General features: G+C 39.8%; 12 protein-coding genes. 1 reads left to right on the top strand and 11 read right to left on the bottom strand.

Annotated elements, in window-relative coordinates:
• From LG372_RS02870 to LG372_RS02905, 8 genes are all read right to left on the bottom strand, one after another.
• The gene (locus LG372_RS02870) at positions 1-1,401 is read right to left on the bottom strand and encodes a bifunctional Cof-type HAD-IIB family hydrolase/peptidylprolyl isomerase (RefSeq protein ID WP_225742076.1); all 1,401 of its coding nucleotides are present in this window, start codon (positions 1,399-1,401) and stop codon (positions 1-3) included.
• Positions 1,402-1,483: 82 nt separating this feature from the next.
• Entirely contained in the window at positions 1,484-1,987 is a 504-nt protein-coding gene (locus LG372_RS02875; protein WP_225742077.1) for a GNAT family N-acetyltransferase, read from the bottom strand.
• 221 nt (positions 1,988-2,208) lie between these two features.
• A complete protein-coding gene (rpsR, locus tag LG372_RS02880; protein WP_000068664.1) occupies positions 2,209-2,448 on the bottom strand; it encodes a 30S ribosomal protein S18 in 240 nt (79 codons plus the stop codon).
• A gap of 31 nt (positions 2,449-2,479) precedes the next feature.
• Positions 2,480-2,950 (bottom strand): single-stranded DNA-binding protein SsbA, encoded by a 471-nt coding sequence (ssbA, locus tag LG372_RS02885; RefSeq protein WP_000609606.1) that lies wholly within the window; start codon positions 2,948-2,950, stop codon positions 2,480-2,482.
• Between the two features lie 11 nt (positions 2,951-2,961).
• Positions 2,962-3,252 (bottom strand): 30S ribosomal protein S6, encoded by a 291-nt coding sequence (rpsF, locus tag LG372_RS02890; RefSeq protein ID WP_001151778.1) that lies wholly within the window; start codon positions 3,250-3,252, stop codon positions 2,962-2,964.
• Between the two features lie 218 nt (positions 3,253-3,470).
• Complete coding sequence (locus LG372_RS02895) at positions 3,471-4,025, bottom strand: DJ-1 family glyoxalase III (RefSeq protein WP_225742078.1); 555 nt, start codon at positions 4,023-4,025, stop codon at positions 3,471-3,473.
• Positions 4,026-4,035: 10 nt separating this feature from the next.
• Positions 4,036-5,259, bottom strand: coding sequence for an FtsW/RodA/SpoVE family cell cycle protein (locus LG372_RS02900; protein ID WP_070482110.1), 1,224 nt, complete (start codon positions 5,257-5,259; stop codon positions 4,036-4,038).
• A 4-nt stretch (positions 5,260-5,263) separates the two neighbouring features.
• Entirely contained in the window at positions 5,264-7,744 is a 2,481-nt protein-coding gene (locus tag LG372_RS02905; protein WP_318783342.1) for a bifunctional DnaQ family exonuclease/ATP-dependent helicase, read from the bottom strand.
• Positions 7,745-7,867: 123 nt separating this feature from the next.
• Here LG372_RS02905 and LG372_RS02910 point away from each other — a divergent pair, with 123 nt between their 5' ends.
• Positions 7,868-8,053: a hypothetical protein gene (locus LG372_RS02910; protein ID WP_001068558.1), complete on the top strand. Its 186-nt coding sequence runs from the start codon at positions 7,868-7,870 to the stop codon at positions 8,051-8,053.
• Between the two features lie 24 nt (positions 8,054-8,077).
• Here the strand turns inward: LG372_RS02910 and LG372_RS02915 are convergent, their stop codons facing one another.
• The 3 genes from LG372_RS02915 to LG372_RS02925 all read right to left on the bottom strand — a co-directional run bounded on the left by LG372_RS02915 (position 8,078) and on the right by LG372_RS02925 (position 17,568).
• Positions 8,078-8,929: an NAD(P)H-hydrate dehydratase gene (locus LG372_RS02915; protein ID WP_070479417.1), complete on the bottom strand. Its 852-nt coding sequence runs from the start codon at positions 8,927-8,929 to the stop codon at positions 8,078-8,080.
• Between the two features lie 258 nt (positions 8,930-9,187).
• Positions 9,188-16,348 (bottom strand): SIALI-17 repeat-containing surface protein, encoded by a 7,161-nt coding sequence (locus LG372_RS02920; protein ID WP_225742080.1) that lies wholly within the window; start codon positions 16,346-16,348, stop codon positions 9,188-9,190.
• Between the two features lie 362 nt (positions 16,349-16,710).
• Positions 16,711-17,568, bottom strand: a complete 858-nt coding sequence (locus LG372_RS02925) for a bifunctional methylenetetrahydrofolate dehydrogenase/methenyltetrahydrofolate cyclohydrolase (protein ID WP_049552281.1) — start codon at positions 17,566-17,568, stop codon at positions 16,711-16,713.
• Positions 17,569-17,716 lie beyond the last annotated feature (148 nt).

Raw genomic sequence — 17,716 nt, forward strand, 5'->3', positions numbered from 1 at the left:
TTAGTCCTCGATTTCAATTGTTTCAATCACAACATCTTCAACTGGCTTGTCCATAGCTCCTGTCTCAACAGCAGCAATGGCATCCAAGACAGCATAAGAAGCTTCATCAGCTAGCTGACCAAAAACCGTGTGACGACGATCCAGATGAGGTGTTCCACCTTGTTCCGCATAGATTTCCGCAATCGGTTCTGGCCAACCTCCACGAGCAATTTCTTTCTTAGAATAAGGCAAATGTTGATTTTGCACGATAAAGAACTGGCTGCCGTTGGTATTTGGACCAGCATTAGCCATGGAAAGGGCACCACGGATATTGTAAAGTTCTTCTGAGAATTCATCCTCAAATGATTCGCCGTAGATTGACTCGCCACCCATACCAGTACCAGTTGGGTCTCCACCTTGAATCATAAAATCCTTGATAATACGGTGGAAAATGACACCATCATAGTAGCCATCTTTTGAAAGAGCTACAAAGTTAGCTACTGTTTTAGGAGCATGTTCAGGGAAAAGCTTAATACGCAAGTCTCCATGATTAGTCTTAATAGTCGCGATAGGACCTTCTACTGTTTCAATGTCTACTTGTGGGAAATGCAATTCTTTTTCTACCATACCAAATCCTTCTAAGGCATCAAAAATGCCATCTTCTTCTAGTGTTTTTGTAATATAATCTGCTTTTTCTTTGATGTTATCATGAGAAATTCCCATTGCAACGCTGATTCCAGCATAATCAAAGAGTTCCAAGTCATTCAGCCCATCTCCAAAGACCATAACGTTCTCTGGTTTCAAGCCAAGGTATTCCACAACCTTTTCCACACCTGTCGCTTTGGAGCCTGAAATCGGCACAATATCAGACGAATGTTGATGCCAACGAACCATACGAAGTTTGTCTGAGAGACTGTCAGGTAAGTGCAAGTCATCTCCTTTATCTTCAAAAGTCCACATCTGATAGATATCTTCTTTTTCATGGAAATTAGGATCTACATCCAAATCAGGGTAAATTGGATTGATAGCTTCACTAATCATATCTGTGCGAGTCGATAACTTGGCATCATGACTCCCAACCAAGCCATACTCAATTCCTTCTTGCTTAGCCCAAGAGATATACTCCTCAACATCTGACTTCTCAATCTGATGTTGATAAATGACCTGACCTTTTTTATCTTCAATATAGGCCCCATTCAAGGTCACAAAAAAATCAGGTTTGAGTTCACGAATCTCTGGCACGACACCAAAAATCCCCCGTCCAGAAGCAATACCTGTCAAAATTCCTTTCTCACGTAATTGCTTAAAAACAGTTGGGATTGAAGCTGGAATAAAACCTGTCTTTGAATTCCGCAATGTATCATCAATATCAAAAAAGACAACCTTGATCTTCTTTACCTTATATCTTAATTTGGCATCCATCTCACTACCTCTTTCAATCTAACTCTTTCCATTATACCATAAAGTAGCTAAATCCCCTATTTTCAAAGAAATTCGCTATCTCTTATTCGAACTTCTTGGATAAGTACAGAACTAAATCATCATTATTTTGAATAGTAGCATTCATTTTCAAGGGTTGATTTCGATACCAGACACCTGTCCCATCTGGAATGTAGCCCCGTCTGATATACAATCTCTGGGCAGGGCCATAGCCTAAGTGCAAACCTACACCAAGAGTGACCTTACTCGAAACAAACTTGACTCGTTTTTCTGCTTCTTCTAGCAGTTGATTCCCAATTCCTTGATTTCGAAAAGGCTCAAACACATTAAAATCTGATAATTCTGGATAGACTTCTGCAAAAGGACCATGTTTAGCAGAGGGCAAAATGGTAACGTAGCCCGCTACAGCACCATCAAACTCTGCAACTAAGACTTCTCTATCCCCACTTTCCTGTTCCAGAAAATATCTAGCCAAAATTTCCTCTCTACCAGGCCAACCTTGATTCATAAATCCATGAGATAAGGATTCAATATCAGACTTAATCATATTTCTAATCGTACAATTCATCTTTGACTTACCCACCTTTACTCTTTCTATTACCATTATAGCACGCCAAAGTCAGAAAAAACTATCTCGTGAACAAAGACCCAAACGGGTCTTAATTCGCTTTCTTGTTTTCAAGCTCATGAAAAAGAGGTCCACCCAGGCCCAACTCGCTCTCTTATTTTAAGGCTCGTGAAAAAAAGACCCAAACGGGTCTGAAAAAGAGGTCCACCCGGACCTCTTTTTTAATCTTCGTTTACGAAAGGCATCAAAGCCATTACGCGAGCGCGTTTGATAGCTGTTGTTACTTTACGTTGGTTTTTAGCTGAAGTTCCTGTTACGCGACGAGGAAGGATTTTCCCACGTTCTGAAACGAAACGGCTAAGAAGCTCAGTATCTTTGTAATCAACATATTCAATTTTGTTTGCTGCGATGTAATCAACTTTTTTACGGCGTTTGAATCCGCCACGACGTTGTTGAGCCATGTGTTTTCTCCTTTATAATTTTAGTTGTCCATTAGAATGGTAAATCATCATCTGAAATATCCAAAGGATTTGTTGCTCCAAATGGATTTTCATCACGTGAAAAGTCTGGTACTGAATTTGTAGGCGCTGAATAGTTTGCAGTTGGTGCAGAGTAAGCTCCACCTGTATGACCCTCACGCACACTACGGCTTTCCAACATTTGGAAATTCTCAGCCACGACCTCTGTCACGTAGACACGTTGTCCTTGCTGGTTATCGTAACTACGAGTCTGGATACGACCTGTCACCCCGATAAGTGAGCCTTTTTTAGCCCAGTTAGCAAGGTTTTCAGCCTGTTGGCGCCACATAACGACATTGATAAAATCAGCCTCACGCTCGCCATTTTGACTCTTAAATGTACGGTTTACTGCAAGAGTAAAAGTCGCAACTGCTACATTTGATGGGGTATAACGCAACTCAGCGTCACGTGTCATACGCCCTACAAGTACAACATTGTTAATCATAGTTTACCTTCTTACGCGTCAGTTTTGACGATCATGTGACGAAGAATGTCAGCGTTGATTTTTGAAAGACGGTCAAACTCTTTAAGAGCTGCATCGTCGTTTGCTTCAACGTTAACGATGTGGTAAAGTCCTTCACGGAAATCTTTGATTTCGTATGCAAGACGACGTTTTTCCCAAGATTTTGATTCAACAACAGTTGCACCGTTGTCAGTCAAAATAGAGTCAAAACGTGCTACCAAAGCGTTTTTAGCTTCTTCTTCAATGTTTGGACGAATGATATAAAGAATTTCGTATTTAGCCATTGATATGTTCCTCCTTTTGGTCTAATGACCCCAAGACTTTGCAAGGGGTAAGTGAGGTTCGCTCACAATAAACTATTATACTAGAAAAAATTTTTTTACGCAAGTAAAAACACTGAAATAAAAAAGAAGATGACGAATCATCTTCTCAAAAAATACAACTCTATAGAGAGTGATCAATATTTTAGTATTTATCAAACTATAGAGATTACGAATCCGTTTTACTGATTTTTACCAAAGACATCTCGATAGAGCATTCCTGTTCGTAAACTCTCTGCATCTCCTCCTAATTGCTCTACCAGCTCGTAAGCAAAGGCAAGGACTGTTGAAGGGCCTCGACTGGTTGTCAAATGACCATCTACCACTACTGTTTCCTTGACGTATTGCCCATCAAGGATTTGCTCTTGAACACCGTCATAGCAAGTAAACTTCTTGTTTTTCAATACTCCTGCTTGATTGAGGGCAATTGGTGCCGCACAAATGGCTGCCAGTTTCTTCCCTTCTTGCTCGAAATTTTGCAATTCTTGAATCAAGGCCTGATTGTCACGCAAATGTGCAGAACCAGGCATCCCTCCAGGAAGGACAATCATGTCATAGTCTGATAAATCACCATCAAAAACACGGTCTGCACTTACTTGGATTGCATGCGAACCCGTCACTTGCTCTTCAAAACCAACCATATCACAAGTAATATTTGCACGACGCAAAACATCCACAACTGTCAAAGCTTCAATTTCTTCAAAGCCCTGAGCCAACATAACTGCTACTTTTACCATGATTTTCTCCTTATTTGATTTGTTTTAATACAACCTTTTTCCGTTTGAATGGAACTTTTCCGCTCTTTTCTTCAGCTAGATTAGTCTGGTAACTCATCGATAAAAGCAAGCCAACACCGATTAAATTACTGATAATAGCCGATCCTCCTTGCGAAATAAAAGGCAAGGGAATCCCAGTCAAAGGAAGCAAACCTGTCACGGCACCGATATTCTCAAAGATATGGAAGAGTAACATCATAATCAAACCTGTGGAAATATAGGTGTAGAACTGATTATTTGATTTAAGAGTAATCTTCAACATACGGTAAATCAGCATGAGATAAAGGGCGATAACAAGAACAGAGCCAATAAAGCCAAAATCTTCTGCAATGACCGTGAAAATCATATCCGACTCTCTAACTGGAATAAGCAGATTAGAAGCATTAAATCCTTGACCAAACAAGCCTCCACTACCAATCGCAATCTGCCCTTGAGCCTGCTGATAGGTCGTTGTTTGAGCAAAATCAAAAGGATTAAGCCAAGCCAAAATACGGTTGATTTGATAGGTCGGCATTCCCAGTTGATGGAGAAAAGCCCGACCGTCCTTGCTGATAAAAATAGCTAAGAAACCAGCAATTCCAGTTACAGCAGTCACAAATACTGGGATAATAATTTTCCAAGAAACCCCCGATAATAAAACGATTCCTGAGAAAATGGCTACAAAAACCAAAGCCGTCCCTAAGTCACTTTGAAGTGCCAAAAGAACTAGGACTGGAATGGTAAAGAGAATCATCCAAAAAATTAACAAAAAGTCCAGCGGAATTGTGCGTCTCCACTCCTTATGTTTTTTGGTAAACTGGACAATCACACGGGCCAACATGAGGATATAGGATATCTTCATAAATTCTGACGGCTGGAACAAGGTAACACCATTTACCGATACCCAGTTTTTGGCACCCGTTGATGCAACTAAACTTGGATTATAAAAGACGATAGGTAAGACCATAAGTCCCAAGCCTAAAATATATAGAAAGGGTGTCACCTTCCAAAGAAATTCTGTATTGAAGAGCATGACCACAAAACCAATTACAAGTCCCAAGGCAATCCAAGCGACCTGCTGCCCTAAAATGGGCAAAATATTATTTGGATAATCATGACTAACGGCAATATAAATAGCCACCACACCGATAACCAGTAGGAAAAATACTGGCAGGAGCAAACTATAATCGACTCTAGAGTCGAAAGAACGTTTCATATATTCACCTTTTCTCTTTCTTAGATTTTTTATTTTTGTTGTTTTGGAGGAAATCAATAACAGTAGAGGTAATCTGGTTTCTATTCACCTCTCTGATAGTTCTTTCCTTAGCTAGAGCTTGTCTAATCTGTTTACCATATCGTTTATGAACAACTCGACTATCCAGTATCACAGCAATGGAAGCTTGTTCCTCTTTTCTAATTGTTCTACCCAAAGCCTGTTTGAGACGAATAATGGCCATTGGCAGCTGATAATCATAGAAAGGATTCTTCCCTTCCTGACGCAATTCATGATTTAATTTTCGTGTTAAAGGTTCTTGGGGATTTTGGAAAGGCAATCGAGGAATTACTTGAATAACGCAAGGATGGGTAGAAAAATCAACCCCCTCCCAGAAACTTCCTGTTCCAAGTAATATTTGTCGCTCTCCTTTTTCAAAACGTTTCTTCAGCTGACTGGGTTCCCCATTTTTATATTGGGCCAAATGAGGATGGTCTAGTAAATCTGACACTGCTAACAGTAATTCTTTAGACGTAAATAAAACAAGCAAAGGCTCTTGAAACACCTGTAAGGAATGGATAACTGATGTAACCTCTTCTGCATAATCTAAAGGAGAATGTTCAGTTACTAACGGAAAATCATTTACTAATAAAACTTCTTGTTGCTTCTGTTGTAAAGATTCAACTGTAATAAGTGGGGCTTCCGTAAATCCTAATAAATCCGCTAAAGAAACTCTATTACTGATTTCAAGAGTGGCAGATACGCCAAGCACTCTGCAATCTTCTGGCAATAAATCTGCTAGTAGAAAGCGACCTTTTTTACTTGAACAAATTAACACATCCTTACTAGACTTCTCAGCAGTTGCCAGCCAAAATTCACGGTCCGATGTAAAAAAGCGCGTCATATCTCTATACTCAGGAAGATTTAACTCAGAAAAATGCTGGCGTAAGTTTTCAAGAGAATCCAACCACTTGTCATTCTTAAGTCCTGAGTAAAACTGATCTATCAAATAGCGACATTCAAACCCGATACTCTCAAGCAACCGTCTCTGAATAAGATCTTTTTCTGTTTCCAAGGACTTTTCAACTTGTGTCACTAAAGCTTCGAGGAGATAAGACTCTTGGACGAGGTTTTCAAGGGCAATCAGCATTTTTTGAGCTTCATCTATGATTATCAAGCGATTGTTGACAAACTCTGGATCATCCTCTAAACGTGTTACCAGATAAGCGTGATTGGTTAACAAAAGGCGACTCGATTTAGCCCTATCTTGACTGCGTTGCCAGAAGTCCTCAGAAATAAATAAACTTTTTTTTGAAAGTTTTCCATCATGTACAAGTTCAGCTAGAAAATGTTGATAACGATACAGCTGCCCGATTTCATCTAAGTCACCTGTTTCTGTCTCTGTTAACCAGATCAAGATTTGCATTTTAAAGCGTGTGAATAGGCGGTTAGACTCTGGCCTATGAAGTACTTTATAAAAATTATCGAGTTTCAAATAATTCTGGGGACCCTTAAGACTATGAATATCAATATGAAAAGTATCTTTTAATCGCCTTCCTTCTTCTTGCATAATTTGATTTTGAAGGATTTTGGTAGGAACACTAACAAGGATACCCCCTTCACTTTCCATGCTCAAAGCTGGTAGTAGATAACCATAAGTCTTTCCAAGACCCGTTTGGGCTTGAATAAATGCGGTTTTCTGTTCCTTTAATAACTGCTCAACTTTTTCTGCAAATTCAACTTGCTGAGGACGTTCATCCAAGCCTAATAAGGAAATATTTTTAGTAAAATCCTTAGATAGCTTACGTGGTTTTAAAGACTGACTTTTCTTTCTTAGAAAGAGTCCATGGAACTCCATCAAATCGTGAGAAGAAAGGAGGGACTGTCGCTGATATACTTCTTCAATCACTAAATAAGTTTCATAAAGGAGGTTATCCGCAAGATTTAACAACGTTTCTAAAAGTCCTTTTGGTAACTGAAAAAGTTTTTGACGCATAAAAAGCAAAAGCTCTGCTGTTGCTTGTGCATCAGAGAGAGCGGTGTGGGCGTGGTCTAACTTAATCCCTAACTCTTGACAGAGAATGCCGAGATTGTACTTTTCAAACTGAGGGTACAAAACCTGTGCTAACTCAACGGTATCTACTCGTGGAGTTCTCAATTCATAACCTTCAAAGAATAGGTACTCTGCCAGAAGATTTGCATCAAACTGTACATTGTGCGCGACAAAAACACCATCCTTGACCAGTTCAAAAATCCTTCCAGCTACCTGTGAAAACTCTGGAGCAACTGCCAACCGTTGATCAGTCAACCCTGTCAATTCTTTTATATGAGAATCCAAGGGCTCATGGGGATTGACGTCAGTCCCATACTGATCGACGATTTCGCCATTTTCAATCACCACAATACCCACTTGAATAATTTTTGCCTTGCTTCCGGTGCTAGTGGCCTCTAAATCAACAACCACATACCGATCATTTCTCGAATTCATCATTAAAAATTATATCAAAAAAAGCCCTGTTTGACACCCCTCAACTTCGATAGAAAAATCTCTTTGCTTGAAAAAATTTTTATAAAATGTTTGAATAGTATTATACAGAAAAGGAGACATAAGATGAACCCATTAGATTTGTTTAATCAAGTAAAAGAGCTAATCGAAACAAAAGATTTCGAAGCTGCAAAAACATTTGTTGCAGAAAATCAAGAACAGCTTGGAGAATACTTCTCTCAAGCTCAGCAGTTGATTTCTGGTTCTGAAGGTCTAGATGGCCTCGTTGGAAAGATTAAAGGATTTTTCTAAAAAATACAAAGGCGCCTGAAACGATCAGGTGCCTTTTTGAGATATTTTTTTCATTATTTTGGGCAGATAAGAGCTGATTTCCGTCGGCAAGACCACATAATGTTCTTGAGATAGTTCTTGTGCTATTGCTGAATGAAGATGGGTTGCTACTGCCACACGTTCGTAGAGACTGGCCTGTCGAAATTGGCCTGCAAATCCTGCAATCATTCCAGCTAGTGTATCTCCCATACCACCAGTCGCCTGATAGGGACCGCCAACCTGTAACTGGTAATAATCAGATTGGCTAGCTTGCCAAATACGAGTAGCTGGACCTTTCTCTACCAAAATTGTTCCTTGAGGGAAGGAAGTTAGGGCACTAGCCGTTGTATCTTCATTTTGCTTTTCAATCGTAATTCCAGACAGCTTTTCCCATTCCTTTTGGTGGGGAGTTAGGATAAGCTGACTCGAAGGAAATGACAAACTTATCCTAGCAAGAATTGTCAGAGCACCTCCGTCTACAAGCAAAATCTGATTCTGTCTTAAGCTAGCAAAAACCTGTTTGACTAGTTCTTCTCCAAAAATATCGTCTCGTAAACCAGGTCCCAATAAGACAACTTCTGCCCTCGCCAATTGCTCTTTTAACAGTTGCTGGTCTTGAAGAGCAAAGGCCATAGCCTCAGGTAAATGGCTGTGCAGAGCTGGAATATTTTCCCTATCCGTTCCAACGGTCACCAATCCTGCGCCACTTTTTACAGCTACCAAGGCAGCCATGATGATAGCTCCACCATAAGGATAGGTCCCACCTAACAAAAGCAGACGACCATAGTCTCCTTTATGACTTGTACGAGAACGTTCAATAATGACTTTTTCTAGTAAGGCTTGATCAATCACTTTCATCGTTTTTTCCTCTCTATTCATTATACTATAAAGTCTATCTACCTTGCATCTTAAATATAAATCTCTTCGTTCATATAGAAAAAGAGGGGACAAAGCCCCTCTACTCTCCTTTCGACCCAACATGAAAGTAAACGATTCCATTTTCACTAGTAAAGACGGAGAGGCCTAATTGGTCCTCTCCATCTATTCGACTCATTTATCGATTCATTTTTTATCTTCTACCAATCTATACAAATAGAATGGTATTAGGCGCATAGACTAGTCTTCTTTGCGTTTTACAGTTAATAAAGCTGCTGATAAGGCCAAGGTAACACCTGCCAAGAAAATAGCTGTTTCTGACTGTTTTTCACCAGTCTCTGGCAATCTCTTGTCTTCCTTGGCAACTTGAACTGGTGCTTCTGGAGTCTGAGATTTTTCTAACGAACTTAGCTTAAATTCTGGTTTTTCTACTGTCGGAGCTGGTTGATTACCTACTGTAGCTAGAATACCACGGTACTCTGGAAGTTTATGTTCTAGAGCCATTACAGCATTAACACCACCCTTAAATTCAGGTTTCTCAACACTTGGTACTACTTGATCTCCTACTGTGGCTAGAATTCCTGTGTATTCTGGAACTTCTTTTACTGCTGCTTCTACAAAGTTAGCACCACCTTTGAATTCTGGAACTTCGTTTACTGCCGCTTCTACAAAGTTAGCACCGCCTTTGAACTCTGGAACTTCGTTTACTGGCGCAGGTTCCTCACCCTTACTATTTGAAATAGATGGTTTTACTCCTACCTCAATAATACGATCCTGAGCCTTTCTTTCTTCAGAATGAACAAGAGTTCTAGTAGTTCCCCAAACTTGAATATAGTCAACTTTTTCTCCAGCTTGTCCTTCAGAAACTATACGACGTTGACCTTGAGCAAGCTCAGGGGTGTCACGAATAATTTCTTTAAACGGAAGTGAAGTCTTTTCAATTTCCAAACTTGGTACTTCTGCAACTAAGTTCTTAACGCCCTCTGTCGGTGTTGTTTGGAAGGTAGACTTAAAGTGTAAACGATATTCTTTCACCAGATTTCCATCTTTGGAAATAAGACGAACGAGTGTTGGAAGATTTGTATTTCCATGATCCACTATTGTGACTACTCCATGTCCACTAGTTGTCGCAGTGACTTTTGGTTTAGTTCCCATTGTTGTTAGGGTGTACTCTGTCACATTTGGATCAAAGTTTTCCAATGATTTTCCATCGATTGAAATAGTCGCTGATGGTGTTTCGACTTCTGCTCCCTTGCCTGCAGAGTAGGCTGTAAATTCGACTACTGCTAGACCGTTAGTAGTAGACTTACGAGTCATTCGAGCACGAATAGCTGGCGCTTGAACCGGTTCAAAGTTAAACTCAATTGGTTTCCCAGCTACTAATTCTCCAGAAGCTTTGTAAGGAATTGGAACCCAATTTTCTGCCTTGTTGAATGGATGGTCAGCATTTTCTTCATAACGAGAAATCGTACTTGGTTCTGTAAAGGCAGGGCCAATATATCTTTCTAGAACCATTTTCTCTGGGGCATCTGTTCCACTATCTTTAAAGAACTGCATGGCAACTTTTCCAATAGCTTGTGAGGTAATGTTACCGTTCTTCTTAAACAATATTCCCACAGAAGTTTCTTGATTTTTTGGTGTACGAGACCAGTTTGTCCAACGTCCATCCTCATTAAATTTTCCATCATTGATATAGAAAATTCGATCATGTGAAGCTGCTTGTGTATCATTCGTTGTCGAAGCAAAGGCTTTAGAATCCGTTTCATTGTTGCTTGGATTTTCTGATATGACTTGATTTCCTTTAGCTACAACTGTTACTTGCATGGTAGTTGTTAGATTTGTACCGATGACATGACCAGTTACTTGGAATCTTCCCTCATGCTCTGTCGCATGTTCAGGAATAGCATCCCATTTCACTGCAAGTTTATCTGTAGTCCAAGTATTTGAAGTTGGATAATAAACAGTGACTTCTGATGGAAGTTGAAGGGTATCTCCGAGCTTCAAAGTAGTTGCACCATTTTCAGCTGCTAAAGGTAGACTTGTATCTTTTTCATCATTACGGTAGATCCGATATTCTTTTAAAATAGTGCCATCTTCAGCCTTCAAAATAAGACGTGTCGCACTTTTTGGACTTGTTGCTGGAACAAGAGTAACCAAACCATTATTGCTAGCGGTTGCAGTGATTTCTTTGCTAGATTGAGGAATATAGTAATCAGTCTTAGATGGATTAAAGTGTTCAAGATCCTTGCCATCTACCTTGATAGAAATCTCTGAACTTGTAGAGCTTAAGACCTTATTTCCAAGGACAGTTAGCTCTGTCAGACCAACACCTGATGTTCCATCAGCCTTCTTCATACGAACACGAACAGCATAGGTTTCTACCTTGTCAAATGTGAAGTGATTTGTTTGAGTTGCAGACAGCTGACTTGGAGCATGTAAGTTTTCAACTGCTTTCCAATTGTCTGGATTATTAAATGGATGATTAGTATCACGCTGAGCATTGCTGACATCACTTGGTAAATCTGGAATTTCTTTACCTACATAATATTCAACTACATATTCTTTTGGAAGACCAATTGCTCCATCAGTATAGAAATCAACTGATAAATTGTTGACAAAACGTTTCGTCAAGTCTCCTGAATTACCAAACAAGATAGAAGCCCAATCATTATCAGTATTTGTTCTCCAAGTAGTCCATCTATTTTTAGCATCTGTTGGCGTTCTTGACACAGTCAGGTCGTTCAAGGTATTAGCTGAATCATCTCCTCCTGTATTGGACACAATGGCAGCTGGCAATTGCGAACCTGTCCATTGTTTAGAGATATTATTTCCAGCAACAACTTGACTAGATACTCGAACATGAGCTTTAGTGGTCAGATTGCTACCCACTAAACGACCATTGATTTCATAGACTCCTTCAGTTTGACTAAAGTTTTCTGGAACCTGTTCCCAAACCACATCTTTGTAGATAGTTGTTCCGTTAGAATGGTAAGCACGAACATTAGCTGGCAATTGAACTGTCTCACCCTTAGGTACTGTGAGGCTGACTTCCTCTGCAACTTGTAAGCCTTCAACTGTCACCGTTGCTTGAGCTTCAATGTCTGTTCCTTCTACATGTCCTTTAAGGGTAAAGCTATGATAGCGACCCAATTCTTTTTTATCTACCTTGTCCCAAGTTACAGATACTTTGCGTGGCAAGCCCTTATCAAATTCTGCCCCAACTTCTTTAGGTAGATTCGGTTGCTGATTAATATCTGTAGAAATAGATACAGGATGAAGTTTCACAATCTTCTTGCTGACTTTATTTTCTTTAATCACCACTTCAGTAGTTATAGATTTCGTGCTCTCTGTCTGATTATCGATGCGTGGTGTCAATGTCACGCGTCCTTTGCTATAAAGAAGGAGGTTTTGTCCATTCACCTCAAGATGCCCACCATCAGATGATTTAGCTTCTAGGTGAATATCTGAAGCTGAAAATTCTGTTTGAGAACCATCCTCATAACTACCAATGACACGATAAGTTAAAACCTGATCTTCAGTAGCAGTTTCTTTTCCTTCCACAACTACTTCCAAACGTTTCAAGGCAGGAGCTTCCTTAACAAACTGAATTAGGTAAGTTTGAACCAAGTCACCCTTTTGATCACTCAAGAAGACCGAGGCCTGATAACCATTATCAGCAGAAGCTTGTTGAACAGTTACTTGATAACCAGTAGTCTGAGCCCCAACACTTGGAATTGTTCCAGTGTAAGGAAGGGATACACGGTAATAAGTCTTGCCAGACTCGAAGTTCTCAAGAGCTTTATCCCCAACAGTAAGTCCTGTAATGCTACTTGTTGTTTCCTTACTGCTTGCGATAAAGGTTGCCGTAACTTCATGGCCATCATCTACTAATTTACCAGTAGCTTCCGTACGTCCCCCTTCCTTGGTCAAAGCAGCAGGATCTTTCAAGGTCCAAGAAACAACGACTGTATCAATTAAACTACCATCTGTCAGAACAGCTGTGACTGTTTTATCCAAATCTGCTGCAGTTGTACCAACTGGTACTGTAGCAACTTTTGGTAACCATCTATCTAAGGCAATCACTTTTACAAGTGCCTCAGCTTTGGTTTCCAAACCTTCTACACGTCCAGATACTTTTTTCTCACCTGCACTTGTAAGCAAGTCAGATGGCACGTCCCATGTTACAGTCTTTTCCTCAACACTACCGTCGCTATAAATAGCTGTTACTGTTTGAGGCAATTCAGGATTTGTTGTCACGTCAGTTGTTGCTTTTACAGGAGCAAAGGCTACAAAGTGACGGTTTTCTTTCTTACCAGACACAGTTGCGACCGTTGCGCTATCAGAAGTTAAACCAGCAGAATCTGCATAAAGAGTAAATTTACCTTCTTTTTCTGTTGATTTTACAATGACAACTCCTTTACCATTGAAAGCACGTCTTTGCCATGTTCCATCTGCTTGAGCTTTGTAACGCTCACGGCTAGCTTGTTCTCCATTATCGACCCCAACAATTTGTCCTTGACCATGAAGATTGAAATGAACAAGATTATTCGCTGTCGGAACCACATTCCCATCGCCATCAACAATTTCGTAATGGATGTAGGATAGGTCTTTCCCATCTGCAGTGATAACATGCTCTTCTTTAGTCAGACGAACTCTTGCTGGTTCCCCTGCAGTTGTCACACTATCACGCGCAATTTCTTTGCCATTTTCATCTCGAGCAATCGCAGTCAGTGTGCCGGGTTGGTATTTCACAAGCCACTCAAGATACAATTCACTTGGTTTAGCCCCTTCATGATAAGGACGTCCATCTTCTGTCCTTTTCTTCGTATATTCCTTTTTACCAAGCGACTGTCCATTTAAGAACAATTCGACACTTGCAGCATTTGAGAAGGTACGAACTGGAACCTTTCCATCGACTAGCATCTTGCGATCCTTAAGTGTCTCTTCAGTCCAGTTCCAATGTGGTAAAATGCGTACAGTTGGCTTTTCTTTAGCACTATACCACTCACTGCGATAAAGGTAGAAATCATTTTTTGGTAAACCAGCCGTATCGATGATACCAAAGTAAGAGCTTTTTACAGGTGTATTATCTTGGTTATGCCATGGAGTTGGTTCACCAATATAATCAAACCCAGTCCAGATAAATTGTCCGGCATAGCCAGCGCGATCACGGTCAAAAGTCCATGACTCAGTAGCTGTTCTTCCCCACCCAACACGGTCGTTACCATAATCAGATTGTTCATAGTGACGATTTGGACGGTTATCGTGTCCAAGGATTTGAGCAGGATTGTAATAAGAATCACGCGTTCTAGTAGCTGAAGAGGTTTCAGAACCATAAATGAGCCAGTCTGGATGCGCTCTACGAACCGCATCATAAAAACGTTCACCATAGTTCATACCGACAGCATCCATGATTTCTGCGAGTTTCAAGAAATCACCTGTCGCTGCACGACTAAATTTATTTTCACCCATGGTGACATAACGTTCAGTATCAATCGCCTTGATAATAGCCTTCAGACGCTTAGCAGTTTCGATAGAACGAGGACTACCATTCGCCTCTTCCACCTCATTTCCAAGAGACCACATAACAATAGACGGATTGTTCTTATCGCGTTCTACCATTGTTCTAAGATCAAAATCAGACCACTTCTCACCCTTTTTAGCCTCTGGGTGTGTTGCATCTTGATCAAAGAACCGTCCATAGTCGTATGTTTTCTTACCACCATACCAGGTATCAAAAGCTTCCTCTTGAACCAAAAGACCTAAACTTGCTGCAGCATCAAGCAACTGAGGACTAGCTGGATTGTGGGTTGTTCGAATAGAGTTAACCCCCATATCTTTCAGGAGTTTTAATTTACGATAGGTAGCCTTATAATTTTCTTCTGCACCCAAAGCTCCATTGTCATGGTGAATACTTACTCCGTGGAATTTCATGCGTTCACCATTCAGAGAGAAACCATCCTTAGCAGTCCAATTAAAATAGCGGTAACCAAATGTATCTTCTGTTACATCAACTAGTTGACCTTCTTTATAAACCTTTGTTTTCAAAACATACAGTTGAGGATGATAACTTTTTGTCGTCCAAAGAGTTGGTTTATTAACTAGGATTGTTTGTCTGAAATCTGCAACTTCATTTTCTGCTAAATTCTTCGTTTCAGAGCGGACTAATTCTGAGACAACCTTGCCTTCCTTAGTGAAAATTTGTTGTTCCACAAAGACTTTAGCAGCCTTCTTATCCGTATTTTTAATCTTACTTTGAACCTGTGTTTCAACATTTCCTTCTTTTTGCTCAGCAAGTTTTGGAGTAGTGATATGATTACCATTTTCGGCAACATGGACTTTATCACGATAACTAAGAGTTACATCACGATAAATCCCACTTCCTGAATACCAACGACTACTTGGTTGCTTATTGGTCACTTGAACAGTAATTGAATTTTCACTACCATCCTTGTTTAAAAATTCTGTGATATCATATGAAAAATGATTATAGCCACTTGGATAATGTCCTACAAATTTACCATTTACATAGACCTTTGAATCCATGTAAACCCCATCAAAATTGATACGAACATCCTTATTCTTGTCAGCTTCATTTAATGTGAAAGTCTTACGATACCAAGCTGTTCCACCATTTAACTGGCCACCTTCATTACGCGCGGGAGACTTATGGTCAAAATCAAAATAAATGCTCCAATCATGTGGAAGATTCAATTTAGACCAATCATGAACATCCACATCTTTTTTTGAAAAATCTCCTTGGGCATTTAGTTTAAAATACCAATCTTTATTAAAATCTTGTTTTCGATCCGATAATAGTTGTTTTTCCTTTTCAACTTCAGCTTTGTTTGACTCTCCAGATAGTGCTTGCGATTTTTCAGAAGAAGGTTTGATCTCTGTGTCTGCTTTCACTTGGTCCTTTTCAGAAGTTTTTTTAGAATCCTCTTTCAGTTCTGTTCCAGATGTTGATGCAGATTCAACAGGCTTTGGATTTGCCTCTTCAGATTTCTGTTTGTCCTCAGCCTTGGTTCCTTCTTCTACTTTATTTGGAGTTTCCACTTTAGGACTAGCCAATTCATGACTACCATCGTTAGCAGGTCTAGTAGTTTCTGTATCCTTAGTCACTTTATCTTCTGTCGACTCAGCTTTGGGTTTTACAAACTCACGCCCACCATTCTCATCAGCCTTTGCGATAGCAGCTGCCACATCATCAGGAAGCTTATCTAAAGGCTGAGGTTGATGAACAGTTGTTTCTCCTGTTTGAGTATTGGATGAAGCCACCTCCTCAGCTTGTACAGCTGAAATTCCAAATATACTAGCCCCAATCATTACAGATGCCGCACCTATTGCAAATTTACGAATGCTATAATGACAACGTTTATCAAAAAGTCTTTTGTTCATTAAAATCCTCATTTCTTTTTCTTGATACAAAGTAAGCGCTTACTTTATTTTAAAAAACGACCTCCTTCTGAATACACAAACACGTACCAAGTTCGATAATATATTTTATATATTAAATATATCAAAACACACCTAAAATTGCAATCATTTTCCATCAATTTAACCTAATAAAATGGTATGCAAGATAAGTTCATTCAAAAGAAATAGGCAATGAAAGTAGCTTTCATTCTAGACTTTTTCCAATACAAATTTCATTCTATTAATAGCATTTTCATACTTCAAATTTATAGTTTATGGACTCATATCATTTTAGACTGCATTATATAAAAAGAAGGTAAGACATTATTCTACCTTCTTTTTTCCTATTTTCTATCCAATGTCCGAAGTGCTGCTTGATAAGTTTGCTCCATCAGCATGGTAATGGTCATAGGACCGACACCTCCAGGAACTGGTGTAATATGGCTAGCAAGAGGGGCAACTGCCTCATAATCAACATCACCACATAGCTTCCCATTTTCATCGCGATTCATCCCAACATCAATGACAACTGCTCCAGGTTTAACAAAGTCAGCAGTCACAAACTTGGCACGACCGATTGCAACCACCAGAATATCTGCTTTAGCAGCCACCTTGGCAAGATTATGAGTCCGTGAGTGAGTCAAAGTCACTGTAGCATTCTTTGCCAAAAGAAGCTGGGCCATGGGTTTTCCGACGATATTGGAACGACCGATGACGACCGCATTTTTACCTTCCAAGTCAATCCCATATTCATGGAACATTTCCATAATCCCTGCAGGTGTCGAAGGAATCATGACTGGATGACCTGACCAAAGACGCCCCATGTTTAGCGGATGAAAACCATCGACATCCTTTTCTGGGTCAATGGCTAATAAAACCGCCTCTTCATCAATATGTTTTGGCAATGGTAACTGGACCAATATCCCGTGCCATTCTGAATCTTGATTGTATTTGGCAATCAAGTCTAACAATTCCTCTTGGGTAATGGTTTCTGGAACTCGGACTACTTCACTACGAAAACCAGCTGCAAGGGCAGAACGTTCCTTATTTCGAACGTAGACTTGGCTGGCAGGGTTGTCCCCAACCAAAATCACCACCAAACCAGGTACTAAACCTGTTTCTTCCTTTAATCTTGCAGTCTTTTCAGCCAGCTGTCCTTGTAACTTAGCTGCTAGAGCCTTCCCATCAATAATCTGTGTCATATCACTTCTCTTTTCTTTCAAATATCTTCCATTATACCAAAAACTGTTAGTCCCCTCTAACACTTCTTTCCTAGGCAATCCTATAGTTTCAAACTATAAGAAAAAGGAGCGGATATTCCATCCAACTCCTTATTCTTATTAGAAAATC

It is taken from the genome of Streptococcus sp. Marseille-Q5112, assembly GCF_916700555.1.
Classification (GTDB): Bacteria; Bacillota; Bacilli; order Lactobacillales; family Streptococcaceae; genus Streptococcus; species Streptococcus symci.

What these genes read in the sequence shown, in the direction of transcription:
- LG372_RS02870 (WP_225742076.1), bottom strand. Translation starts at nt 1,401, where the DNA reads ATGGATGCCAAATTAAGATATAAGGTAAAGAAGATCAAGGTTGTCTTT.
- LG372_RS02875 (WP_225742077.1), bottom strand. Translation starts at nt 1,987, where the DNA reads ATGAATTGTACGATTAGAAATATGATTAAGTCTGATATTGAATCCTTA.
- rpsR (WP_000068664.1), bottom strand. Translation starts at nt 2,448, where the DNA reads ATGGCTCAACAACGTCGTGGCGGATTCAAACGCCGTAAAAAAGTTGAT.
- ssbA (WP_000609606.1), bottom strand. Translation starts at nt 2,950, where the DNA reads ATGATTAACAATGTTGTACTTGTAGGGCGTATGACACGTGACGCTGAG.
- rpsF (WP_001151778.1), bottom strand. Translation starts at nt 3,252, where the DNA reads ATGGCTAAATACGAAATTCTTTATATCATTCGTCCAAACATTGAAGAA.
- LG372_RS02895 (WP_225742078.1), bottom strand. Translation starts at nt 4,025, where the DNA reads ATGGTAAAAGTAGCAGTTATGTTGGCTCAGGGCTTTGAAGAAATTGAA.
- LG372_RS02900 (WP_070482110.1), bottom strand. Translation starts at nt 5,259, where the DNA reads ATGAAACGTTCTTTCGACTCTAGAGTCGATTATAGTTTGCTCCTGCCA.
- LG372_RS02905 (WP_318783342.1), bottom strand. Translation starts at nt 7,744, where the DNA reads ATGAATTCGAGAAATGATCGGTATGTGGTTGTTGATTTAGAGGCCACT.
- LG372_RS02910 (WP_001068558.1), top strand. Translation starts at nt 7,868, where the DNA reads ATGAACCCATTAGATTTGTTTAATCAAGTAAAAGAGCTAATCGAAACA.
- LG372_RS02915 (WP_070479417.1), bottom strand. Translation starts at nt 8,929, where the DNA reads ATGAAAGTGATTGATCAAGCCTTACTAGAAAAAGTCATTATTGAACGT.
- LG372_RS02920 (WP_225742080.1), bottom strand. Translation starts at nt 16,348, where the DNA reads ATGAACAAAAGACTTTTTGATAAACGTTGTCATTATAGCATTCGTAAA.
- LG372_RS02925 (WP_049552281.1), bottom strand. Translation starts at nt 17,568, where the DNA reads ATGACACAGATTATTGATGGGAAGGCTCTAGCAGCTAAGTTACAAGGA.